Origin of the sequence: Chitinophaga hostae (genome assembly GCF_018224885.1) — a bacterium.
Lineage (GTDB): Bacteria > Bacteroidota > Bacteroidia > Chitinophagales > Chitinophagaceae > Chitinophaga > Chitinophaga hostae.
The window spans coordinates 15459-39551 of sequence record NZ_JAGTXB010000004.1 but is presented as its reverse complement, the minus strand read 5'-3'; the positions used below and the strand labels follow the sequence as shown (position 1 = coordinate 39551).

The window sequence follows — 24093 nt, the reverse complement described above, 5'->3', positions numbered from 1 at the left end:
ATAAACATCAAAAAAAATCCCGCGAGTTGAAAGATGAGCGGGATTTTTTTATCTTGAAAAAATTTTTCAGCATGCCCCTTTTACAATGCCGCCGGTATATTTTCCGTCTCCTGACCTGCTGTATGTTCCCGCTTAGCCTGTATGCCCAGCATACCCGAACCATCCTGAACTTCAATACCAACTGGGTCTTTCAAAGAGGCGAAGTAAACGGAGGAGAAAAAATAATTTACAACGATAAAGATTGGGCAGGCATCAGTATCCCACACGTGATGCGAATCGAAAAAAAGCATAATGGCGGCAACACCGTGTACCAGGGCGTTGGCTGGTACCGAAGATATTTCAGGCTCCCCTCTTCCTTTCGTGAGAAAAGAATAACCCTTTGCTTTGATGGCGTACAAACAACTGCCGAAGTATACCTGAATGGTCAGAAAATAACTACGCATACCGGCGGATACATGGGCTTTGTTGTTGACATCAGCGGGCTGGTAAATTTTGAAAAAGACAATCTGCTGGCCGTGAGGGTAACCAATACAGATAACCCCCAAATACCACCGGGAAAGCCACAGTCCAAACTTGACTTCAACTACTTTGGCGGCATCTACAGAAATGTATCCCTTGTTGCTACCGGAAAACTGTTTATCTCACATCCGCTGGAAGCTAATAAGGTAGCCGGTGGAGGCATATTTATCACCTATCCTGCGGTTAGTAAAAATACTGCTGCTCTTAACATTCAAACCAATATAGTAAACATCGCCTCCGGCTCCGCCAATACAAGGCTGGAAACAACCCTGGTGGATACCAGCGGGGTCGCCGTTGCCAGCACCAGCAGCAATTGGCATATCGCCGGGCAGGCAGATACCACCGTTCAGCAATCGCTCACCGTAAACGCTCCCCGCTTATGGCATCCGGATCATCCTTATTTATATCACCTGGTATCTGTTGTTTACAGAGATAATAAACCTGTTGACAGTCTCACCACCTATACGGGTATACGACGCATTTCCTTTGCCCCGGATGGTTGCTATATTAACGGGGAAAAACTATACCTCCGTGGCGCCAACAGGCACCAGGCCTATGAATACATCGGCGATGCCGCCGCCGACAACATGCAGTACCTCGACGCCCTGCAAATAAAAAAGGGTGGCTTTAACGCGGTACGCGCTGCACATTATCCGCAATCACCCGCCTTCCTGGATGCCTGTGATAAAGCAGGATTGCTGGTGATTGAATGCGAACCCGGATGGCAATACTTTTCAAATGATTCCGTTTTCCAGGCCAATACCTGCCGCGATATCAGGGAAATGATCCGCCGCGATCGAAACCGCCCTTCCGTTTTCCTCTGGGAAACTTCCCTTAACGAATCCCCTACTTCTGAAGCATGGATGCAGAAAGCCGTGCAAACAGCACATGCTGAAATGCCCGGTGACCAGCTGTTCCTGGCAGACGACTACAACACACACAGCAAAAATCATTACAACGTTTCCTATAAAGTAGTGAATGAAGACGGTACCGATCCCATGCCCACCCGCCCATTTCTCACACGCGAATGGGGCGATAGCTGGATGGCCAATGCTGAAAAAGAAAACGGCTTACGCGCCAGCAGGAAGTACACCGAAAAGGGATTGATCAATCAATGTGTACTAAGACAAAACGCACTCAACGGAGAAACATCAGAAGAATTGGGCGGCTACTGGGATCACGGCGGACTGGACGCCAACCCCAGGATAGGCGGCTACTTCGTATGGAGCTATAACGACTATATAGCAGGCGTTACTCCTGTTACTGCTTTCAGCGGCGTTACAGACATTGATCGTTATGAAAAGTTTAGTTACTACCAGTTAAAAGCCATGCAGGATGCCCGTAACCCGGCCTACGGTCCTATGGTATACATTGGCAGCTACAATAATCAACCCGCCCTGGACAGCGCCATCATGATCTTTTCCAACTGTGATGCCGTACAACTTTACAGGAACAACAAACTCTGCGGTGAAATAACAAGGGCCCAAAATGCCGCCACCGCACCATCTGTAGCCGCCAGGGGTGGCAGTCCGTACTTTATTTTCCACACCGGCAAATATGAACCGGGAACATTGAAAGCCATAGGAATAATGAACGGGAAACCAGCGTGCACGCATATCGTAAAAACACCCGGTAAACCGCATCACCTGGAAATTGAAATACCGGGAAGCCATACCTCTTTCACCGCCGATGGCTTTTCTATGACGCCATTTTATGTAAAAGTATGTGACCGCAACAGTACCCTTATTTCCAACATAACAGCCGGGCAATCTTATCCCGTGCAGATCAGCGTATCCGGAGCAGGCTTGCTGTTGGGTGGAAATATTCCCGACGCCGGCATCGGGTTACAACAAACAGAAGGCGGTATTGCCTATGGTATTATTCGCCATACCATTACGCCGGGAAATATAAAGATCAGTGTAAACAGCCCTGGATTAGCTCCCGCTGCCAAAATCATTAAAACAGTTTCATCTCCCAATACATACGTGCCTGACGGCAACCATCCTGCATGGATAAACGAAAATAAAAAAACCGGTACTTTTCAATATACAACCGCCGCCAGCACCACACAACAGCTGCAGGAAATTAAACTCGCCAACAGTACTGTTATGGTTTCACCTGGCAACCAGCAGGACAATGTTCAAAAAATCATAGATGGCAATACTTCCACAGGATGGATTTCCGGTTCCGGCAGTTTACCGGTGAGTATCACCCTCGATCTCCAGAAGGAGTATCACCTCACCAACAGCCGTATTATATGGGGAAAAGATAGTGACTGGTATACTTACCGCATTGAAGTATCCGCAAATGGTACCGACTGGAATGCTGTTAAAGGCCCTGAAAGGGTATCCGGGCAGGATTACAAAGCAGTACCCTTGCAGGCAACAGCGGTGAGATACGTGCGCTATCATATTACCGGTATTCAGCCGGAAAGCAGTAAGGTAGCGGTGAAAGAAATCCAGTTATATGGAACGGCGAAGTAACATGAAGGCATCCGTTAGCTGTTGGTCCTAACTACTATTACTACACCGATATAAAAAAGAGCTTGTATCTCAATAGATACAAGCTCTTTTTCTATTAGCAATATTATTTATCAACATTAAAAAGTTGAAGCAGGCCCTTCTCCCCAGGTCTGATCTACAGCAACTTCAAATCCCGTCTTCACAGAACCATTGGCACTGTTCAGGTATCCGGTTAACGTTGTTTGCTTATTAGGATAAACTCTTACATTCCGGATAACTTTCGTCTCTACTACCTGGTCGAACACGGTATCATGACGGGTGATAGTAACAGTGAATGTTTGTGTGGTATTCATGACTGTGCTTCCAAATAAACCATTTGGTGCACCAGTATCAATTTGAGTTAACCACATTCCCAAGCCGGATGTCAAATCCTGGACTGGAGTCATTGTATTAAAATTATAACCGACACTTTCACCCTCTATTTTAACCTTGATGTATCCAGGCACGGCAAAAACGTCCAGAACATCTATCTTAAGCTTACCCATTAAGCGCTCCAGCACAACATTTCCGTTAACACTCATTCCGTTTCCGCTAACGTCAAAAGATACTTTCTTGCAAAAAGTATTGGGATAAGGCAATAAGAATGTAGATGATAAATAACTCGCCGTTAAAGACGCTTCGCTGATATTTGTTCCGGCGGTAAATATAAGTGGTGCATCAGCTGCCAGGATTATAGCCGTATAGGACCCAATAGGCAGTGAATCGGCAATAGTACCAAAATTGGCGTCAGAAGAGCTTTGGTTTAAGCTACTCATTTTTGATCCGCTTGCACTGTAAACTGCATAATAGATGTTGCTAATGCCATTGAGGCTTCCACTGCGGGCAGTAGCTTTTGCCTTTTTTCCGTTATCGACATCCGAAACTTTCTGGATAAAGTCATTCAGGCTAAAACTTACAGGTATCTTTTTCTCTGATACAACAGGTTTTTCTGAAACAACATCTTTTTTACAGGAAAAGAAAAATAAGGACAGGATTACTACTGTCAGGTTAACATACTTCATTGATTTGTGTATTTGATAATTATTAAATAAATATAGGTCGAATTAACAATCTGGTATAAGGAAAATTTCTTTCGCCAAATTAATAATTTTTTTTAATCAAACAAATAAATAGTGTCTTCAATAGAATGCTCCCAGCCTGGAAAAACCAACTACAAGCCCCTCCTTTTCAACTCCCTGGTGCTCATTCTTGCAAGGAAGAAAAAGAAGAGCATCAGGCCGGTGAATATAACAGGAACGGCCATCGGCAAATCGGGTACATTGTTTAAAACAGCCACCCACATGCCAATAACAAAAGGCACCATCAGGCCGCCAACGACATAACCAAGTGTGCGCGCCACCTTATGTTCCCCGTTCTTTGCATTACGCCACCCGGAGGACCTTTCCTGGCTGGGCTCAGTGATATTTGTATAATTAGCTGTAAAGGTATTAATAGTAGTATGTACCACTGGTTCCGGTTGGTAGTTTGGATTGCGGACCCTGAATTGTGAGCCGCAATATTTACAGTCCACCGTTGATGCTGGTTGGTTACTGCCGGATACCGGTTGCGAAAAAACAGTGCCTCCGCAGTTGGGACATTTGGTATGCTCGATATTCAAACTAGTACTATTTAGTGCAACTAAAATATACTTTTTTGCAGGATTCAGAAATACAGGATCAACTATTTCCTGGTCAGGTCGGTGATGAGTAACGGGTTATCCTTGCGCAGCTCGCTGATCAGCTCCGCTACTGCCGTGGTGGTAGGATGTTGCATCAACTTTTCCAGTTCCTTATTGGTAATACCCACCAGCTGCAGGAAAGATACTTCCCCGTGCGGCGTTTCTATCCTGCCTAATTCCGGATCGAGCGCCATTACAAAGCCGGTAATCTCCGTTTCTGTATCGAGTCTTATAGGTCCCCGGGCCGGTATAAAATGGTTTTCCTCAAACCATTTCCCACTATTGAATACATACCGCGCCAGGTTATTCATCACATGAACCGCCCATAACGGGTCCTTTACATCACCTGCAAATGGCTTTAGTCTGAAAGTAAATTCAAAACCCCATTTACTATAGTCCGCACCCGCTTTTTCTTCATTGTAATACAATTCCGACATACCATAACTGATGATATGGTGGTGCGCTTCCTGCTTGTCAGAATCATAAATGCTGGCGCCATCGATAGGGTCTGTTCCCCCCACCATAAAATGTATACCGCAAAGAGGTCCATAGTGACGGGGTACTTTTCTGCCATACACATTTTCTAACGCACTGTCAATACAAAGCCAGCCAACGGCTTCATCTTCCCTATACAGGTGTTTATATGCTTCCGGTGTCATCATAAAAACAAATTCAATTAGTTTTCATAAAATGGTTCAATGGCAACAGCCTTGTATAATTTTGAAGGATCATAAATGACTCCATCTTTAATCACCAGCCGCGTATGTCTTATATCACTGATATTTTTCACAGGATCGCCGGCTACCATGATCATATCGGCAATTTTACCAGCACTGATACTGCCCAGCATTTTGCTCTTCCCCGTGTATACAGCAGTACCAAAAGTTGCCAGTTGCAATACTTTCTCCGCAGGAATACCGGCTTTTACATATAACTCCAGTTCCCGGTGCATATCAAAACCAGGCGTACCATCTGTTCCGGCTACTATACGGATACCGCTGTCATACAATAGCTTTGTTAAGTTCAAAAAAGCATCAAATGATGCACGATAAGTAGCATCCATACCCGGGGGAACGGGTAATCCGCTGCCGCCCGCACGCATATCGCGCTGCAGCTGTGCAGGGAAATGGGTAACAATAAATTTGTTCTTCTCTTCCAGTACACCATCACGGGCAGTAAGCAAAGGTTCCAATGCCACCAGCGTAGGATCTGCAACTGTATGATGCGCCTGCATCAACGCAATAAATTGCTTCACCTCAGGGCTGTTAAGATCCAGTTTCGCTGCCCGCTCCGCTGGAATAATAAAGCGCTGCGGTGTACGGGTGTCAATAGTATCTCCAAAAAAATTCAATAACAACATATTCATGTGCGTTATCTCATCATACCCCGCTTCAATTGCCTCAGCGGCTGTCATAAAAGCCGGGATATGACCACATACCCGCAGATGATATTTCTTTGCTTCGCTCACCAACGGCTTTACCCACTCCGGCTTAAGTGAACTGTATAATTTAATTTGCTGATAACCTTTTGCAGCATATTTTCTCACGGCCGTTTTTCCTTCTTCCACGTTATTGATCAGCGCTCCCGTTGGTGCACCAAAGGGACCGGCCCCATCAATCAACCCACTGATAATTTCCACGCGCGGGCCTATCAGCGCATGATTATTAATTGCCCGGATAGTCGTTAATAATGAACTGTCATTTCCCATATCACGCACATGCGTAACGCCGGCCGCCAGATGCAGTATGCCGTCTGCGCCTTCACTAAAATGTACATGCATATCCCATAGCCCGGGCAACAATGTGTGACCGGTACCGTCAATCACCCTTGCCGCAGTTACAGCAATAGATTTTCCAACAGATACCCTGCTTATTTTTCCATCTCTGATCAGCACATCCGAATGCGGCAATAACTTTGCCTTCTCCGCATCGAACAAGGTGACATTCCTGATCAGGATATTACCCTTTACTTTTTCCGGCAGCTCTTTTGCAAATTGATAACTGCGTGTGCGTTCAGCTTTCTTTTGGATCGCCGCCAGCTCCGGCAGGTACGATTCATACCCTGCCATTATCTGCGAAAACCAGTCACTCGTTTTTGCAAAAAGCTCATCCTGTTCATCCGTCCAAAAATACTCCGGTGCAAAATAAAACCCTGAAACACTGCATAACCATAGCTTCCTGGCGGTTGCACCACTCCCCACAGTATGCTGGTTCAAAATTTTTAACGAAGCATCACCAAATGGTAAAAGTTTAATCTGGTCGTGGTGCGCTTTGAGCGCTTTAATAATATTACCTGCGCTTCCCTGCAGACTCACATAAAACGCCTTCCTCCTCACGGGAATCGTATCGCGCTCCGCATTATTTTTCCACTGCGCTTTTCCATAGGCAATGGAAAAATCTTCCGTTACCCATTTCTTAAAATAGTCTTTTCCTTCTGTGTGTATATAAGCGGGAAATCCTTCTTCATCCTGTTGCCAGGTAGTGTGCAAACTGTCACCACGCCCCCTGTCGTTATACTGATACCAACTTTCATACGCTCCCGGCGCCTTTTGCACAATTTTTAACGCACCCTTCTTAGTACCGGATAACATAATGGTATAAGTAACCGTATCGTTCTTTTGTGAAAAAACATATCCCGGCAACAGGAGAGAAAGTGCCATAGTTGCAATAAAACGCGCGTTTCCGGGTAACATACAGGATTGTTTAGGTTACTAAATATACCAACTATTCATCCAAATACAGGATACCTGCAAACAGATTAGCCATTTAACCTGGTCAACCTCGACAAATCGTCAAACGCCGCAATAATACGGCTGCCTTCTTTTGTGGCAATCAACTGTTGCCCATCTTCATTAACAGCATATCCTTTTAAGGCGGCGTAATGACCAAAAGCATTTTTGTGGTTCATCTCAAAAAGAGAAATAAATTCCGGGAAAACAGTTGAAACCCTTACATGATCAATACTGTCAACACGATCGATCACCTCACTTTTTACAGTGGCCACCATAATACCCTGTCCGTAATCAGCGAGGTAATAAGCGCTGGCGCCAAACATCCCCGAAGCAATCATTCCGATAAGATGCAGGTCGTTGATCTCCGCGTCGAAATCGCTGTTCTTTAACAGATCGATGTCATTGTCTTCACCATACTTTTTCAGTTGGAGCGCCTGCTGTAATAAACCAGGGGGAATATTGGATCTCTCGTTATCCCAGCCCCAGAGCCATGTTTCAGAAGAATGGGAAAAAGTGCCCAGCACCTGTACAGGAAAAACAAGATCAGGGCCAAAACTGATTTCCCCCGCATCCATATCTATATTCCATGAGTTATCACCAATCACGTCATGAAGGTTACGTTGTTTATCCAGACTGATACCTCCATACTGTTCCAGCAGTCCCTGAACCGTTTGGGCGCCCGTTGGAGATATGGGTTTTTCCTGCTGATCCGGTTCTTGATTTTTTCCGAAAATTTTCTTGAAGAAACTCATATGTATTCGTGTTTAGTTAACAAAAAAGCGGGGTTAGCGGTAGAGCTCCGGTTTAAATCGCTTTGCCAGCAAGCCTGTAGCCAGCGCCGGATCAATAGCGGCCACAGTTACTCCCGGAACGCCGTACGCGCCATGTACGAGACAGGTGCCATCGGGGGCAATAACTGCACTGGCCGAATCGGGGTAAAGGGAAGCGTAGTTGGAGGCCGCAAAGTAGATCGTGTTTTCCATGGCCCGCAGCATCATCGCTTTTTCATAATAGGGGTTATCCTTACTGCCCCATTCTACCGGCAATACGCCGCTCGTATTACTTCCGCCAAAATGCGGATGAAAAACAATTTTTGCACCCTCACGGGCCGACCACCTCACCGATTCCGGGTAACGGAATCCTTCGTGACAAATGGTAATGCCGAACTTCAACCCATCTACCTCAAAAATGCTGCGCTGTGTTCCTGCCTTCCAGATATTATCCTCCGTTGGATCGAGCTGATTTTTGGTCTGGTATCCCAATACCTCTCCCGTACGGGATATCACATAGGCTACATTCAGTAATCCTTCTTCATGAGGCCAGTCCATAGGCAGCACAATAGCAATGGAATGATCAGCGGCCAGTTTACAGGCTTCGTCCAGTGCCGATTGTAATTTCTCCGGGGTACGTTCTTCCGGTCCGGCGCCCATTCCGGGATAACCGGGAATATAGGATTCAGGGAAACAAATAATTACCGCCTGTTCTTTCACTGCATCTTTTATCAATTTTTCCATCCAGGATAAACCCTCCCGGATAGATGTTGGAAATGGAGGAGAGGCCACAGCTATTCTTACCATAAAATCAGGTTTTCGTCAGTGATAAAAGGAGCTGCTAAATTACGGAATTAATGAACATCTGCTCATGGTACTACTGCCAGGTAGGGATAAAATATCCCCGAAAAAACCCGGCTGTAATGCTTTACTGCATTCCCTCCTTTTAACCGGATAGTTAACTCGTTATTCGACAACCAGAAGTCCGCAACAATGAAGATCTGTTGTACCAATGTTTCCCAGGCATTTTCCGGCAAATCGTTCCGGAAAATGCCCTTAGCCTTCAGCTGTTCGAATACGGCAAGAAACTGGGTGGTTCTTCGTTGGGTTAACGCGTAATAGTCCTTCCTGATGGAAGGGATACGCAGGCTGATTTCTACAAAATGTAAAAAGATAAAACGATACTTATAGATCAGTTCGAACGACTGCACCGACCCTTCCCGGAATATCTCCATACTCATTTCCTCTATTGATTCCAGCCCGGCCATAATAAGATCGAACTCTGCCGCCAATTGTTCATACAGCTTCCTGATAATTTCGTCCGTTTTCCTGAAATGATAATGGAGATTCCCGGCGCTGATGCCCATTTTGGCCGCAATATGCCTGCTCGTAACAGCATTTACACCCTGACTATTATACAGCTCCAATGCCGTTTTCAGAATCATTGTCTTCGTATCCATTATTCAAATTTAGAACAATTGTCCTAAAAAAATTCCTCTTTAGAACAAATGTTCTAAATTAATTAGTACATTTGCTCTAAATAAAAAGGTATGAATAACGACACATACGATACCGAGCAGGAATCGTTGCCGATCATGCAACGGCTCAGAAACAGTATTTTCCCGGTTAAACCAACTGATACCGTACCGGTTAAGTTGCTAAAAAACAGCGGTTTTATCCTGTTCTCCGTGATGGTAGCATTGGTAACCCTGCTCCTGGGTGGCGCCATCATGTTTGTATTATGAAACGATTAGCAGATCCTATGTTCATAACATACGCCGGGTTATGGATATTGGTACACCTCTGCCGGCGGCTACACCAACCGCTGCCGCTGCTCAACGGCCACCTCACCGATTTTATTGCGGCGCCGGTCATAGCGCATATAACGCTCACGATTACACGCACTTTCATCGTCAAAAATCAGCAATACAGCTACCCGCTCAGTTATCTCCTGTTTATCGCCTGCTACCTCTCTGTGGTATTTGAATGGATAGCACCGCAACTATCTCCCGTTTATACCCGCGATGCCTGGGATATAGCCGCCTATTTCGCAGGAAGCTTATTTTATTACTACTTTCATCCGAAGAACTACCCGCAAAAAAACCACACAGCGCACACCACACACCACCCACTACACACCAAATAAAAATGCAACGAAGATGAATGTAATACCTCAAAAAGGCACCCACCCATCTCCGCCGCATTTACTAAAAGCTAACAGCTGGCTCGCTGCATCTACTAAAAGCTAATAGCTAACAGCTACTCTTTGCTGTACATCGTGATCTCGCTCATGTTAACAGAATTCGAATTATTCACCGTGCGTAATACCCGGATGCGGATGTAACGCGCTGGTGGCGCCTGCGGAATCAGGTTAAACTTCATCGGCGCATTACCATCATCTCCCCTGATAGCTGTGGTTAGCAGCGTCCATCCCTTACTGCTCATTTCTGCTGCCCATCCGGGATCTGTGCCTGGCAGCGAAGTGGCGGCATTGCTGATATCTGCTATACCCCATACTTCAAACTCTGCGGGGTTATTGCAACAGTTCCTGCCGGTTTCTTCGATCTGACCGAGGTTATATATTTTACCCATGTCAAATGTGAGCGTACGTGGCAGCGGCGCGTCGGAGCCTCGGTCGTCGCTGTGGAAAATGTCAGGATAGCCCTGCGGTCCCACACTGCCATCCCACAGCTTACTCACACGGGTATCGGATTGATAAATACCCATATCGTTGGGCAGGTCATGCTCCTGGAATAAACTTTTATCACAGGCTACCAGCTTGAAAATGTCGGGGAAGGTATCGTAGTTGTTGGTGTAAAAAGTATCCAGTGCCCCACGCGATGGAATGTAGGACGACTGATAAACCACCGGCTGTCCTGCTTTGTAGCTGGGTAAGGTAACCGAGTCCTGCACGCCTGTAATACTTGCTACTGCGGCTATGCCGGCAGCATTGGTATATTTGATGTTAGTAGCAATGTTGATGGTATCAGGTAAACTGAAATACAATCTTACCGATCCATCATCCAGTATTTTATAGGGTGTACCTGCGTCTGGCAAACGGTTATGAAGCGTACTCCGATAAATATTCCCATAGGCATGTGCATTATCTATTTCTGTTACAATGGACCTGTTGCCTGCGGCATCATACGAATACAGGAAAAACGTATAGGCGTACTCGCTTAAACCGGGAATCAGGCAACGCACCGTATCCGTTGGTTTATGTGAAGTGGCGTTGATCACCACAGAATCCTGCCGGTTGTTCCAGTACAGCACATACTTGCTGATACTGGGGTCCGGACTGGGTTTCCAGCCAATAGCCAAACGGCCGTTACCGGGATAAACGGTAATACCGGATACCGTACCGGGATACTGCACTTCCGTATTTCCAAGAAAATCCCTGAAGTCAGTAGCTTTCCTGGAACACGCCACCAGGATCAGCAAACCGCAAAGCGGCAGGAAAAATTTTGCGGGTATATGATACTTTCTCATCTCATAATATTTTTAATAAAATAACTTTTAACAATACCGGTAAAGTGGTGTTACCTGTTATCGCCCCATATACTGAGCTCCATCACGTGAAAAAATTCGTTACTGTGCGCTGCATTGGTAATACATTCAAACCGGATGTACCGCACCTTCGGCACGTTCAGGGAAAAGTTAAATCCAAAACCTGCATTCCAGAAAGCCAGGTCCGCATTGTTATACGCGGGAGGCACCAGCCCGGATGGTTGTGCGGGCAAATGATAAACACCCATGTTAATCCAGCCGCCCGGAGTGGCTTGCCCTACTGCAGGCAAATTGGTGGTGTCAGGTAATATCTCGTCTACGGGCTGATCTTCCCGGCCCCACATCACCCATGTTTCGGGGTTACCATATCCCCACAGATAAATGCCATCATCCAGTCCCCTGCCCCACATGGTAAAGCGGCTTAGTTTCGCAGCCTGTCCCATATCAAAAGTCACCCATTTAGGTAATGGGGCGGTGGTAGGATAGGTAGAGTGATAACCGGGTCTGCCCAGGTTACCATCCCACATATATTTCAGCTCCCAGCCAAAACTTGATCCGTCATCAGAGTTGAGTTTATAAACGCCGAATTTCGACTTATCCATTATCGTTTCATAGATAGGTTTAATGGTGGCATACACCGTATCTGAGATGTTGCCGAATTCATCGGCCAGGTATACGCCAAACTTTCTCGGAATGGTATCATAGCCCCTGATACTATAGGAAATATTTTCCTGGTTGGTGTAGTTCTGGTTTTTGATTTCCATTTTATGGGTGGTGGCATCTTCGGTGATGGTGATCACGCCGATGTTATCTTTCGGGATATTGGTAACACTGATATTCAGTCCGCCAAAATCCGGCCGCAGCACCACAGTAGGCAAGGCTTGCAGGTAGGTAGGCGTACCCGGGTGTACGGTTACTTTTACCGGGTCGGATTTTACATCTGCGCGGGTAACGGTGTATAATGTTACCGTATAATCCTGGCTTTTTGCAAAACCGCCTACCGCAATGGTATCGGAATAAAAAGAGGCTTTTGTTTGCCGGCTCCTGGTGTCGTTGATCATATATTCCGCCTGTACATACAGTACATTTTTGGAATCGGGCAAGGTATAGGTAATATAGGCGCCGCCGTTTTTATTGATCACTTTAATATTTGAAACCGGCTGTGGCTTTGCCTTATCACTGGAAATTACATCATTGTATCCATCGCTTTTTTTACAGCCCCACTGGATCATCAGCAATGTAACGACCGGTATCAGCACGCGGATTATTCTATATATAGCATCCATACAAAAAATTAAAACTGGTTTGAAATGATTTTGTCCTTCGCTGTTATGATCACCAGTAAGGTGTTTGCACCAGGTTTGGGTTAGTCAGCAAATCGTAATCCTGTATCGGGAACAGGTAATCCCTCAACCCGAATACCGGCTGGTAAACATTGGTCAGCTGATAAAATCCCTGCGTGGTACGCTGCCGCGCATTCCATCCCTGGAACGGGCCATTCAGCACGGCCTGCAATTCCTTCCATCTCCTCAGGTCCCAGCCTGCCTGTCCTTCAAATGCCAGTTCTATTCTCCTCTCCTGGTGAATGATGGCGCGTAGTCCTTCTTTAGAGCCGTATTTAGAGGGATTACGGGAGAAGTTGGACCATGCCTGCACCACTCCGGGTAAACCGGCCCTTTCCCGCACCTTATCGATATAAGTATATACTTCTGCACCAGGACCGTTGGCTTCGTTCAAACACTCTGCATATAACAGCCATAAAGCAGGTAAGCGCATAAATGGCCAGGAGTAATTTGTTTGTACGGAAGTTTGTCCGAATGCCGTTTGCCAGGGTACCAGCTTTTTGGGCCAATAGCCGGTAACGTTATAACGGGTAGGGGTATACGCTGCAAAACCGTTCACCGCGTTCACATAGTTGGCGTTGTTATCATCGGTATTGGCAGATCCGAACCAGATGGCGCCGTCAAAAGCCACATCTGCATAATACCTGGACTCCCGGTAAAAATTACCGCGGGCAGTAGTATAACCTTTACGGATATAGTATTTATGGGCATCATCGCCTGTCTGGACCTTGTAGCGGTTAGCATAATCCCAGGTTCTGTCTTCGTTGATCGGTACGCCATTTTTGGTATAGAATAATTCTGACTCCGCCATAGGCACAGAAAAATTGGAGTACACGGCAAAGCCATTGGAAGCCGCATCTGCAGTCACTCTCGGCGAAGCCATATATTGCCATCCAAACTGTGGGTTGAGGGTCCATACCTGCTCCGTATTCCAGGGATCGGTGAGCGCGCCCTGCAATGTTACCAGCTGTTTGGTTTCGTCCGACATATGTACGATTCCCCCGCTGGCCCTGAACTGGTACAATGCACCTCCTGCGGCAACAGCGGCATCGATGGCAGCTTTACTGGCCTCGGCAGCACGTTGCCATTTACCGGCATCATAGGCTACAGGGAATAAATTCTTTCCCTCCTTTCCTTTGATCGCCCCATAATCAGGATTGCCGTTAAACAACGGGCTCGCCTGGGTAGCCAGCGCTTCTGCCTTCACGGCTTTGGCAATCACGGAAGTAATACGGCCCGCTTCCGCACCTGCATTTTGTATTACATCCGGCAAATCGGGAATAGCCTGGTCCAACAATCCAACTACATAACCAAAACAGGAATCTACAGATTGCTGATTCAGTCTCGCTTCTGCCGAAGGCGCATTAATAGGCAACGCTACATCCGCAATGGGAATAGGACCATACATCCTGAGCAGCCAGTAATGATAATAAGCTTTCAGAAACTTGGCTTCCGCCACCCATCTCTTGCGTTGAAATTCGGTGAGGTCCAGTGGCTGATGCACATTATCGAGGAAAGTATTACACATACGGATCGATTGCCACAGGTTCAAACCCATGTTGTAACCATCCCAATAATTTAACAAAGGATTGGGGCTGTTCTGCATACCACGCATCACATTAAAGCCGTTATCACCACCTTCTCCTCCTAATGTTTTTTTATCCAGCAGGTCTATCGGAAAAATAATCTCGCCGGAACTGGTAAACCCAGCATTACGCCGCACATCCGACAAATTCTGCAGATTGGAATAACAGCCAAAAAGATAAGCCTGTGTTTCATTTGCATTGGAAAATGAACTGTTCAGCGTAGCCACATTGTCCGGTGTAATATCTAAGTATTTTTTACAGGATATTAATAAGATGACCGGCAACACTACCAACAATGTTCTTTTAAAAAATCTCATTGTTTTATATTTTATATACTTAGAAATTAAGGTTTACACCCAGGTTAAATACCCTCTGGATGGGGTAGGCAAAACCATTACCCGCCTGCTCCGGATCCCACAGTTTAAATTTGCTGAAGGTGAGCAGGTTTAAGCCGCTGAAATACACGCGGAAATTCGTAAGACGCACCGGTGCAATCCATCTCTTCGGCATCGAATAACCAATTTCCACCGACTTCAATCTCATGAAACTTCCGTCACGCATCCACCAGGTACTGGTTTGTTCATTATTGGCAATATGCGTGGTAGAAAGCCGGGGCCACAGGGCATACAGGTTCTGGTTTTCGGCCGACCAGTGATTATCGGCATACACCTGCAACAGTTGTGCATTGTCCGCGAAGGGCGCCGTTGCTTTCGGATCAATAAAAAACGACTCTCTTGCCAGTCCCTGGAAAAACGCACTCACATCCAGGCTTTTATAACCGAATGAAAAACCAAAGCCGTAAATGATCTGCGGCGTGGTAGGTAAACCAATAGGAACCTGGTCGTCCTGGTTAATCACGCCATCACCATTGATATCCCTGTACTTGATATCACCACCTTTTGGAAACTCATTACCAAAACTTTGCACAGGTGAGTTAGCGGCTTCTTTATCATCTACAAAAAGGCGCTCCGCCACATATCCGAACTGCTGGTTAACAGGGTTCCCGGTAGAAAAGCGGTAAGCATATTTATACTCCGGTTCCTCGTAATAACGGATCTTGTTGTCCGTCACAGTCAGGTTACCCATAATAGTCAACCACATATTTTTTGAAAACACCTGTTTATAATCCATGTGTACTTCAAATCCTTTGGAATCCACTTTACCAAGATTTGCCTGGAGATTGTTGGAGGCAGAACCTTCAATACCGGCCGTTACCGGGATATAGCCACGTCTGATCAGGATGTTGTAACGGTTTTCATTATACACTTCTGCGGTTACATTCAGCTTGTCGGCAATCGTCATTTCTACTGCAAGGTTTCCTTTCTTCGAAGTTTCCCAGGTTACATCCGGATTGGGATATGCCTGGATCGTGGTGCCTTTGAGTCCAAAGCTGTTGTTGGTGCCAAAGTATGCTCCAGGACCATCTTTATCGTCCGGCTTTACGCTGGACAAGTAAAAGAACCGTTGGTTACCAATATTGTCATTACCCACCAGGCCATAACTACCCCTGATCTTCAAACGGGAAATAGCTTTTGCAATACCACCCTCCCAGAATGATTCGTTGGATACTACCCAGGCAGCGCCGATGGTCGGAAAAAAGCCCCAGCGATGCTGCGGTGCAAACCTTTCTGAACCGTTGTAGCCAAAGTTGAATTCCAGGAAATACTTCCGGTCAAAGGAATAGGTGGCCCTGCCCGAAAATCCAAGATTGCGGTAAGGCAGCGATCCCAGCAAACTTCCGGCATTGCCATACAATGTTTGCTGACGCGTACCGATCATGGTAGCGCTCACATTATTTTTTCCGAAATCGCGATCGTAGTTTAAGGCGCCCTGCAAATAAATGTAGCTGTATATATTTTTTGCGCCTTCACTGTAATCGAGAAATTCCTGCGCCTGCCCGGGCGAGCTGTTCAACCAGTTCAGCACATAGCTGTTGGCATCCTGGTCGTAGCTGCCCAAACCATAGTAAAAGGGTTTGTAGGAGCGGCTTACATCAAAATAGGAATAACGGTTGGTGCTGAAAATACCTCTGAACGTAAGTCCTTCTGTAATAAAATTTAAATCCTGGTTCAGCTCAAACTGTGCCGACATACGGGATTCAGAGAAATTCTTATACCCATACATCAGGCTTGCATAGGGATTGTTTAACAATGAACCATCTGTGCCAAAGGCGCTGCCAAACAAAATATGTTTCGTATTTGCGTTAGCGGCATCCGGTTCATAAAAAGCAGGGAAAGCTACCGGGCTGGTATGAAGCGCCCTGGAATACAGGTCAGTAGCTATGCCGGAGGCATCGCCGGTGATAGGTCCCGTATAGTCGTTGAAGTTACCCCATAAACGTACAACCGCTTCCGTTGTTTTAGTAATTTTTACGTTAATGTTGGAACGCAGCTGGTAGTTTTCAAACTTCATCCCCGAGTTAAAATTATTTACCGGGTTCACCTGCAAAATGCCATTATCTCTCGAATAAGATCCGGCGATATAATATTTGGTAACATCCGAACCGCCATTTACGCTGAAGTTGGCGCGCTTGGTGGTGGTTTGATCCTTGAACAACATTTTCATCCAGTCTACCGCCGGGTAAACATAGGGATTACTTCCGGGAGCTTTATCTATAGTAGCTTGTGTGGCCAGTATGGTATTAGGTGTGTACAGCGGCGTTGCCAGCGGGTTACGGGTAGTTACTGCTTCATTATACTGCTTCATGAAGGTAATCGGATCAGCCAGTTTTAATTTCTGCGTGGGGGTGGAAATAGCGTCTTCCAATCGCACCGCTACTTTTGCCTTACCCGGCCGGCCCTCTTTGGTGGTAACGAGGATCACGCCGTTGGCGCCCCGGGCGCCATATAAGGCTGCGGCGCTCGCATCTTTCAGGATAGAAAAACTGGCGATATCATCTACCTGCAAACGGGCAAGATCGTTGGCGCTCAACTCTACGTTGTCCACCAGGATAAGCGGGCTGGCACTATACCCCAGCGTAGTTACACCGCGGATAAAGAACTGTGAGTTATCGGCCCCGGGTTGTCCGCCACGCTGAAAAGCAATAACACCCGCCATCTGACCGGCCAGCGCGTTGGTCAGGTTGCTGGTGGGAATTTTAAGGTCTTCCGGGTTAACGCTGGTAACCGAACCTACTACTGCCTCCCTTCTTTGTTTGCGGCCAAATGCGGTTACCACTACTTCATCTACCGCGGCTACCACACTCTTTAAACGGATATTGTACTCCTTCTGGCTGGCGTTCACCACAAACCGGTGTTCCACAAATCCCACAAATGTAACCTGGATAGTGGATCCCGCCGGTACATCGAGGATAAATCTGCCATTACGGTCGGTAGCTGTACCACTGGAAGTTTTGCCGTTCACCGTAATGGTGGCGCCTTCCAGGGATTTTCCGGTGGTATCGGTCACCGATCCGGTAATCGTTACCCTGGCCGGTGTTTGCGCATAAACGCTGCCTGCCAGCATCAACAGCAGCAGTATCAAAAGGTAGCGGGGAGCAGATAATACCGCCGGTAGCCCGGCAGCAAACCGCTTCTTGTTGCAAGTAAATCTCCTGAACATATTAAGAGCAATTATTGGAAGAATAAAAAAATAACGTGTTACTCCATAGCAATGCTTACCGGATATCCCGCAGGATAAACGGCCATCATAAGTATTCGTGGCATACTTAAAAAGAGAGAAATAGTTTTATTTCATAACGTTTACATCAGCGGTTCCAACTGTTTTACGAAACCGGCTATGCTATTGTAATTGATTGATTTTTTAAACAGGAACGGACTATGCTAAGGTGACTGACTAACTATTTTTCTATACCCTGAAATCGACTATCCTATTTTTTCTATCACATGGAATATTATTGGCGATGATCACGTGGTTGATATTGGTATTGTATGAAGCTTGAGCACTATCCTATACTATACTATCCTACAGCAAATATATATTTTTTTCATACCCGCCAAAAGAAATGAGCAATTATTTTTTGCAATGGCACAAAAAAAGCTCCCGCAGGTGAAATCGCAATCAGGTTAGGCGAATACAGCATCAGAAAAGCCATATTTACCGCTCGTCCCATTTCCCCTCTTTCCTCCTGTGAAAAATCGATTTTCTTTTGCATCTTGTCGCCATAACCAGGTATAAAATTCCGCGAACAAAACATGCAACAACCGATGAACAACCAGATTAAAAGCCTTTCCGTTTTGGTATTAACGCTGCTGACAGCAGTTTCTGGCTTCAGCCAGTCGCCGGCTGCCTATACCAGGTATGTCAACACATTTATAGGCACTGCACCGTTAACCGATCCTAAAATTCTCGGTTACGAACTGCCAAAAGGCTGGAGATCCTGGGCCGGACTTACCTTTCCCGGCAGTTCCCTGCCCAATGCAATGGTACAACTAAGCCCCATCACCGAATATGGATCCGGCGCAGGATATGAATACGAAGACTCTGTCATTTACGGATTTACCCACACCAACAAAGGACACTGGAACCTTTGTAATATTCCGCTGTTGCCGCTTTCCAACCCAGGCGAACATTTTGGTTCAAGGTTCTCGCATAAAAACGAAAGTTCCTCCCCGGGATTCTACCAGGTGTACTTAAACGACTACCAGGTAAATGTTAGTCTCACCTCCACACTGAGATGCGGTTATCACCGGTATGAGTATAAAAACAACAACGACCGGCAAATACTTTTTGACCTGGCCAAAGCCAATAACCATGTATCCAACTGGCATATTGAGCAGGTGGGCAACGATGCGCTGCAGGGCTATCAGCAAACAGGGGAAAGAATTTACTTCTATGCCAAACTCAATACCCCTGTTGAGAAACTAGCTATCACGGCCGAAGGCCAACCCTCCGGCTTCGCCATTGTGCATATTGCCAACAGTGGCAACATACCTGTTGAAGTTAAAATAGGACTGTCCTTTGTAAGTACTGCAAACGCCCAACAAAACCTGGAACAGGAAATCGGCGATCAATCATTTGCCCATATCCGCAACGAAGCCAACAACAAATGGGAAACACTGCTCTCGTCCATACAGGTAAAAGGCGGAACCGAAAAACAAAAACAAATGTTCTATTCCTGCCTGTACCGGTCCTTTCTCTGGCCCGCATTACGCAGCGACGTAAATGGCGCATTCACGGATGCCAAAAAACAGGCAGTCAAAGCAGATTTTAACTATTATACCGAACCCTCGCTCTGGGATACTTATCGTAACAAAGATGTATTACTGGGGTTAATTTCACCACAGATAACACTGGATGTTATTAAATCGATGAAAGATGTAGGAGATAAAACAGGATTCATTCCCACCTTTTTCCATGGCGATCACGGTGCATCCTCCATTGCAGGCGCTTTCCTGAGAGGGATTGACAACTTTGATATCAAAGGCACTTACCAGCTGTTACTGAGAAATGCCAATGTGGAAAAAGGCGCCCGCCCTTATATCAAAGAGTACATAGAGAAAGGGTATATATCCGATCCCGATGTACCCAACCCGCATGTAGAAACCAAGGCAAAAGCCGGCGTATCCAAAACACTGGAATATTCCTACGATGATTATTCCCTTGCGCAGATAGCGAAAAAGCTGGGAGATACCACCAACTACAGGATACTGATGGCCCGTTCAAAAAACTACAAAAACATGTTTGATCCCGCCACCAGGTTTATGAGAGGCCGCCTGGAAAATGGCGGTTGGATCACTCCTTTTAATCCGCAATACCCTTACTATGAATACATGTACCGCGAGGCAAATGCCTGGCAGGTATCTTTCTTTGCACCACACGATATGAAAGGTCTGGTAGCGCTGTACGGCGGAAAAAAAGCGTTTGAGTCAAAACTCGACTCTCTCTTCACCCTACCCTGGAACCCCTCCTATATCGCCAGGAATGTGGAAACGATGATTGGTCAGTACTGCCATGGCAACCAGCCGGATCACGAAGCTCCGTTTGCCTATTATTTTGCAGACAAACCGGAGAAATCACAAAAGATAATCGATTATATCTTAAATAATCTCTACGGTATCGGCGATAACGGCATTGCCCTCTGCGGAATGGACGATGCGGGTGAAATGTCCGCCTGGTATGTATTCAGCGCAGCAGGCCTGTATACATTTTCTGCCACAGATCCGGAATACCTGGTAACTGTTCCCCTTTTTGATGAGGTAAAATGGAAGACGGCCAACGGTAAATGGCTTACCATCACCAAACAGGGAAACAGCAGGAGCCTGACGGCCATAAACGTAAATGGCAGCAAAAACCAGGGCTACTTTGTGCCACATGAACTGTTTAAAAATGGGGGCAATATTGAGATAGTTACAAAATAATAATCAGCGGACACCGGTTGCCGGATATGGCCCCCGGACCTGTTTTACTTACGCCACCCTGATGGGTGCCGACGGAACCGCCACACAAACAGAGGAACAAATCATTCAATACCGAAAATCCTGAATGAAACCCCATCCCGGAAAACCGCTCTGGCAGCGGTTTTTCCCTTTATAGCCCACGCCGCACATGGCAATTTTAAAATAATTTTCCCTTCTTGTCCAATTTCTTTCTGCTCAGTCCTTATTCAGGTATAAAACAAAAAACAATATCACATGGATACCTTCTTATCTCCCATTGAAAAGCCCAAAGGGCTGATGATGAAACTGGCCTATTTCTTTACCCGTAAACAATTCGGGAAAGTGCTGATGCCACTCAAAGTACATTCCGTACGCCTCCCTGCTGCCTTCGGCATGTTCTATGGCAAGGTTTCAGGGCTGGATAAAAAACTGGTATTGCCGCGGGAAATGGTGATGCTCATCAGGGAACAGGTGGCCCGCATCAATATCTGCCTTTTTTGTATGGATGCCGCACGCTGGAGCGTTATTAAAGAATCTATGAATGAGGCTAAATTCGATGCCCTCGAACATTATAACACCAACCCGCTGTTTTCCGAAGCGGAGCGGGCAGCACTGGACTATGTCACTGATCTTACAAAAGAGAAAAAAGTAGACCCCGATACCTTCGCCCGGTTGCTGGCACATTTTTCCGAACGGGAAATCTGTGAAATCGTATGGCTGGTGGGCAGCGAGCACCTTTACAACTTAACCAATATCGGGCTCAATATCCATTCAGACAGGCTGTGCAAGGTTCAAGCGGTTAGCCTTTAGCCAAAAATGCAGCGGGTATTGTCTTGCCCAGGATTAGACTGATTTTGATGATTTTAGGATTTTTTCTTTGATGATTAAAAAGATTAGCGAAGATTAAAGCAAGCATCCGCTTCTATCTTCGCCAATCTTTTTAATCCTGTAAAAATATAATCATACAAATCATCAAAATCAGTCTAATCCTGGGCAAGACAATACCCGCTGCATTTTTGCTAAAAGCTTTCTCAGTAAACTACTCGGAAGCTAATCGTATCCTTAATCTGCTTCAATTCCTTCAATATCTTTTTATCATACGCAGCGCTGATATCTGTAATCACATAGCCAATGCGCTCATTCGTCATCAGGAACTGTGATACAATGTTAAGCTGCGTGTCGGCCAGCACCTGGTTCACGCTGGCCATAATGCCCGGTACATTGCGGTGAATGTGAATCAGGCGATGACCATTCTTTACTTTGGGTAACGGTATATTGGGAAAATTGCTGCTTTTGAAAGCATCCCCGGTATTAATAAATTTCGCGATTCTTTTGGCTACAGACTCTGGCTTTTTGATATTGTCAAAAATTACAATCCCACGATCCGTACAGGTATCCTGCGGAATATGTTTTTTACCATTGCCAAAATAACCGATCACTTTCAGCTTTACAGCCCTGTTCAGCTTTTCCACCGAAAGAGACTCCTTATTCCCCAGTAAAATAATCCCTGCATCTTTCAGCTGTTTGTCTTCCAGGGCGGTAACGTGTTTCACCGAAAAACCGTCTTTCTTCAGGTACTTTACTGCTGCTTCCGGTACATCACCCACTACCAGGCATTGAATACGATTCTTTGGATAGGAAATGGCAGAAGGCAGGTTGTTCACATATAAAAATTCGTCCAGGCTGGGCGTGATGTGATCCGCCTTTTCAGTCACCGACTTACGTTCTATATTTTCTGTAAACGCGTAAAACTTCTTGATCATCCCGGATTCCTTGAGCTGGAAATCGGAATACCCATCACCGATGCCATGTATTTCGCCCTGCAACTGCAGCTCCTTCAATAATTTTACTTTGCCGCCTTCATTGGAAAGCGGGTTATTTTCATCATAACCAACTATTTTCCGTTCATCGTTAAACACAAAGGTATTGGCGTAAATGTTTTCCTTTTTAATATGAAAAGGCAATACCACCGGGGTTATAAATTCTTTAAATCCGCCGGATACTATCAATACGTCATCTGCATGATGTTTAAAAAAATCCCGGTTCCTGGAAAAAGAGGTAGATACCTGCTTTTTTAAGTGTTTTACCAGCTGCTTCAGATGGTCCTTGTTGGCTTCCAGTAGTTTTACCCTGGCGGCCAGGCTTTCCCGGAACGACAATTTCCCATCCATTGCCAGGTTCGTTAAATCTTCTATTTTTTTGTAGATCAGTTCCCTGTCCGGATGGCCCTGCAGGGAAATACGTGCCAGTTCATCCAATGCTTCCACCTGTGTAAAGGTGCTGTCGAAATCAATTATATAATACTTTTTACTCACGGATTCTTTTTTAAAAAAGCCTGCTGTTGCGCTAATTGGAGCACAAAAATAGAAGTTAAAATGGCATTTTTCAGACAAAAAAGGCTTCCGGGAATCCGGAAGCCTTTTTTTTACGATCTGCAGAAACAGCAATTACCTAAAAAACATTGTTGGCCGTAAGCTGATAAGTATCCTGTGCACCGGTAATACCACCGCCAACAGCTACCTTCTTTTTCAGCGTTACTGCGTTTGATACCGTGATATGAAACTTACCTTTATCGTCTTTGGTAACATTAGCGGTTACCCCTGTATTACCTGCCGCTGTATAAAGCAACGATCCTGTATTGACCGCAGTGCCAATGGTACAGTCTATGTTAATAAAACGGGTGCCCGGATTAGCCACCACCACTTCAGTAGGCGCAATGGTATATTGGCCTTCTCCCAGGTTACTGTAGAAAGTCATCGTCAGCGCACTGCCGGAATAAGCGCCGTAACCACCGCCATCGCCTGTTGTACTCACAACAACGGATGTAATGGTTTTACCATCACTGTTTTGGGAATCCTGTGCAGACGTTCCTTTTGAATAAGTATAAGCGCCAAACTTCCAGGTGGCATCGCCATTATTATTGCCAGGCGCCCCGCCATCATCTTTTTTACTGCAGGAAAACAACAGGGTGGCGATCATCAAAAATGATACGAAATGTAAAGCCTTCTTCATTTTACGGTTAGATTTTTTATTTTATTATTGGGTTACAACGCGGGAAATAACAAAAACGAGGCCAATTGCGAACCAGCTTTTAGCTGTTAGCTTTTAGCTTTTAGGCAA

At 45.8% G+C, this 24093-nt stretch carries 18 protein-coding genes; 5 read left to right on the top strand and 13 right to left on the bottom strand.

Features of this window, described 5'->3' with window-relative positions:
- Nucleotides 1-71 precede the first annotated feature (71 nt).
- Nucleotides 72-3002: a glycoside hydrolase family 2 TIM barrel-domain containing protein gene (locus tag KE626_RS09875; protein WP_211972721.1), complete on the top strand. Its 2931-nt coding sequence runs from the start codon at nt 72-74 to the stop codon at nt 3000-3002.
- Between the two features lie 116 nt (nt 3003-3118).
- Here the strand turns inward: KE626_RS09875 and KE626_RS09870 are convergent, their stop codons facing one another.
- The 7 genes from KE626_RS09870 to KE626_RS09840 form a co-directional block, all read right to left on the bottom strand.
- Nucleotides 3119-4042 (bottom strand): hypothetical protein, encoded by a 924-nt coding sequence (locus tag KE626_RS09870; RefSeq protein ID WP_211972720.1) that lies wholly within the window; start codon nt 4040-4042, stop codon nt 3119-3121.
- A gap of 149 nt (nt 4043-4191) precedes the next feature.
- Nucleotides 4192-4638, bottom strand: a complete 447-nt coding sequence (locus tag KE626_RS09865) for a hypothetical protein (RefSeq protein WP_211972719.1) — start codon at nt 4636-4638, stop codon at nt 4192-4194.
- A gap of 62 nt (nt 4639-4700) precedes the next feature.
- Nucleotides 4701-5360 (bottom strand): suppressor of fused domain protein, encoded by a 660-nt coding sequence (locus KE626_RS09860; protein WP_249207388.1) that lies wholly within the window; start codon nt 5358-5360, stop codon nt 4701-4703.
- A gap of 14 nt (nt 5361-5374) precedes the next feature.
- On the bottom strand, nt 5375-7390 hold the full coding sequence (locus KE626_RS09855) for an amidohydrolase family protein (protein ID WP_211972718.1): 2016 nt from the start codon (nt 7388-7390) through the stop codon (nt 5375-5377).
- A 65-nt stretch (nt 7391-7455) separates the two neighbouring features.
- Nucleotides 7456-8181 (bottom strand): DUF6882 domain-containing protein, encoded by a 726-nt coding sequence (locus KE626_RS09850; protein ID WP_211972717.1) that lies wholly within the window; start codon nt 8179-8181, stop codon nt 7456-7458.
- A gap of 33 nt (nt 8182-8214) precedes the next feature.
- Nucleotides 8215-9006 (bottom strand): carbon-nitrogen hydrolase family protein, encoded by a 792-nt coding sequence (locus KE626_RS09845; RefSeq protein WP_211972716.1) that lies wholly within the window; start codon nt 9004-9006, stop codon nt 8215-8217.
- A 62-nt stretch (nt 9007-9068) separates the two neighbouring features.
- A complete protein-coding gene (locus KE626_RS09840) occupies nt 9069-9659 on the bottom strand; it encodes a TetR/AcrR family transcriptional regulator (protein ID WP_211972715.1) in 591 nt (196 codons plus the stop codon).
- Between the two features lie 90 nt (nt 9660-9749).
- Here KE626_RS09840 and KE626_RS09835 point away from each other — a divergent pair, with 90 nt between their 5' ends.
- Both KE626_RS09835 and KE626_RS09830 read left to right on the top strand, forming a co-directional pair.
- Nucleotides 9750-9944, top strand: coding sequence for a hypothetical protein (locus KE626_RS09835; RefSeq protein WP_211972714.1), 195 nt, complete (start codon nt 9750-9752; stop codon nt 9942-9944).
- Complete coding sequence (locus KE626_RS09830; RefSeq protein ID WP_211972713.1) at nt 9941-10345, top strand: hypothetical protein; 405 nt, start codon at nt 9941-9943, stop codon at nt 10343-10345. The genes KE626_RS09835 and KE626_RS09830 overlap by 4 nt, the downstream gene beginning before the upstream one ends.
- Before the next feature lie 113 nt (nt 10346-10458).
- On the opposite strand, the gene KE626_RS09825 is transcribed toward KE626_RS09830, so the two are convergent.
- From KE626_RS09825 to KE626_RS09810, 4 genes are read right to left on the bottom strand one after another with little or no spacing between them, the layout of a single operon-like run.
- On the bottom strand, nt 10459-11688 hold the full coding sequence (locus KE626_RS09825) for a DUF4998 domain-containing protein (RefSeq protein WP_211972712.1): 1230 nt from the start codon (nt 11686-11688) through the stop codon (nt 10459-10461).
- A gap of 50 nt (nt 11689-11738) precedes the next feature.
- Nucleotides 11739-12992, bottom strand: a complete 1254-nt coding sequence (locus tag KE626_RS09820; RefSeq protein ID WP_211972711.1) for a DUF4959 domain-containing protein — start codon at nt 12990-12992, stop codon at nt 11739-11741.
- A gap of 49 nt (nt 12993-13041) precedes the next feature.
- Nucleotides 13042-14952 carry a RagB/SusD family nutrient uptake outer membrane protein gene (locus KE626_RS09815; RefSeq protein WP_211972710.1) on the bottom strand — a complete coding sequence of 637 codons (1911 nt, stop codon included), beginning with the start codon at nt 14950-14952 and terminating at the stop codon, nt 13042-13044.
- A gap of 19 nt (nt 14953-14971) precedes the next feature.
- Nucleotides 14972-18196, bottom strand: coding sequence for a SusC/RagA family TonB-linked outer membrane protein (locus KE626_RS09810; protein WP_249207386.1), 3225 nt, complete (start codon nt 18194-18196; stop codon nt 14972-14974).
- A gap of 593 nt (nt 18197-18789) precedes the next feature.
- Here KE626_RS09810 and KE626_RS09805 point away from each other — a divergent pair.
- Together KE626_RS09805 and KE626_RS09800 are read left to right on the top strand one after the other, a co-directional pair.
- Nucleotides 18790-20955 carry a GH92 family glycosyl hydrolase gene (locus KE626_RS09805; RefSeq protein WP_249207383.1) on the top strand — a complete coding sequence of 722 codons (2166 nt, stop codon included), beginning with the start codon at nt 18790-18792 and terminating at the stop codon, nt 20953-20955.
- Nucleotides 20956-21228: 273 nt separating this feature from the next.
- Complete coding sequence (locus KE626_RS09800) at nt 21229-21783, top strand: carboxymuconolactone decarboxylase family protein (protein WP_211972709.1); 555 nt, start codon at nt 21229-21231, stop codon at nt 21781-21783.
- A gap of 221 nt (nt 21784-22004) precedes the next feature.
- On the opposite strand, the gene KE626_RS09795 is transcribed toward KE626_RS09800, so the two are convergent.
- Both KE626_RS09795 and KE626_RS09790 read right to left on the bottom strand, forming a co-directional pair.
- A complete protein-coding gene (locus tag KE626_RS09795) occupies nt 22005-23288 on the bottom strand; it encodes an HAD-IB family phosphatase (RefSeq protein ID WP_346344373.1) in 1284 nt (427 codons plus the stop codon).
- Nucleotides 23289-23424: 136 nt separating this feature from the next.
- On the bottom strand, nt 23425-23985 hold the full coding sequence (locus KE626_RS09790) for a hypothetical protein (protein WP_211972707.1): 561 nt from the start codon (nt 23983-23985) through the stop codon (nt 23425-23427).
- Between the last annotated feature and the right edge of the window lie 108 nt (nt 23986-24093).

What these genes read in the sequence shown, in the direction of transcription:
- KE626_RS09875 (WP_211972721.1), top strand. Translation starts at nt 72, where the DNA reads ATGCCCCTTTTACAATGCCGCCGGTATATTTTCCGTCTCCTGACCTGC.
- KE626_RS09870 (WP_211972720.1), bottom strand. Translation starts at nt 4,042, where the DNA reads ATGAAGTATGTTAACCTGACAGTAGTAATCCTGTCCTTATTTTTCTTT.
- KE626_RS09860 (WP_249207388.1), bottom strand. Translation starts at nt 5,360, where the DNA reads ATGATGACACCGGAAGCATATAAACACCTGTATAGGGAAGATGAAGCC.
- KE626_RS09855 (WP_211972718.1), bottom strand. Translation starts at nt 7,390, where the DNA reads ATGTTACCCGGAAACGCGCGTTTTATTGCAACTATGGCACTTTCTCTC.
- KE626_RS09850 (WP_211972717.1), bottom strand. Translation starts at nt 8,181, where the DNA reads ATGAGTTTCTTCAAGAAAATTTTCGGAAAAAATCAAGAACCGGATCAG.
- KE626_RS09845 (WP_211972716.1), bottom strand. Translation starts at nt 9,006, where the DNA reads ATGGTAAGAATAGCTGTGGCCTCTCCTCCATTTCCAACATCTATCCGG.
- KE626_RS09840 (WP_211972715.1), bottom strand. Translation starts at nt 9,659, where the DNA reads ATGGATACGAAGACAATGATTCTGAAAACGGCATTGGAGCTGTATAAT.
- KE626_RS09835 (WP_211972714.1), top strand. Translation starts at nt 9,750, where the DNA reads ATGAATAACGACACATACGATACCGAGCAGGAATCGTTGCCGATCATG.
- KE626_RS09830 (WP_211972713.1), top strand. Translation starts at nt 9,941, where the DNA reads ATGAAACGATTAGCAGATCCTATGTTCATAACATACGCCGGGTTATGG.
- KE626_RS09825 (WP_211972712.1), bottom strand. Translation starts at nt 11,688, where the DNA reads ATGAGAAAGTATCATATACCCGCAAAATTTTTCCTGCCGCTTTGCGGT.
- KE626_RS09820 (WP_211972711.1), bottom strand. Translation starts at nt 12,992, where the DNA reads ATGGATGCTATATATAGAATAATCCGCGTGCTGATACCGGTCGTTACA.
- KE626_RS09815 (WP_211972710.1), bottom strand. Translation starts at nt 14,952, where the DNA reads ATGAGATTTTTTAAAAGAACATTGTTGGTAGTGTTGCCGGTCATCTTA.
- KE626_RS09810 (WP_249207386.1), bottom strand. Translation starts at nt 18,196, where the DNA reads ATGTTCAGGAGATTTACTTGCAACAAGAAGCGGTTTGCTGCCGGGCTA.
- KE626_RS09805 (WP_249207383.1), top strand. Translation starts at nt 18,790, where the DNA reads ATGCAACAACCGATGAACAACCAGATTAAAAGCCTTTCCGTTTTGGTA.
- KE626_RS09800 (WP_211972709.1), top strand. Translation starts at nt 21,229, where the DNA reads ATGGATACCTTCTTATCTCCCATTGAAAAGCCCAAAGGGCTGATGATG.
- KE626_RS09790 (WP_211972707.1), bottom strand. Translation starts at nt 23,985, where the DNA reads ATGAAGAAGGCTTTACATTTCGTATCATTTTTGATGATCGCCACCCTG.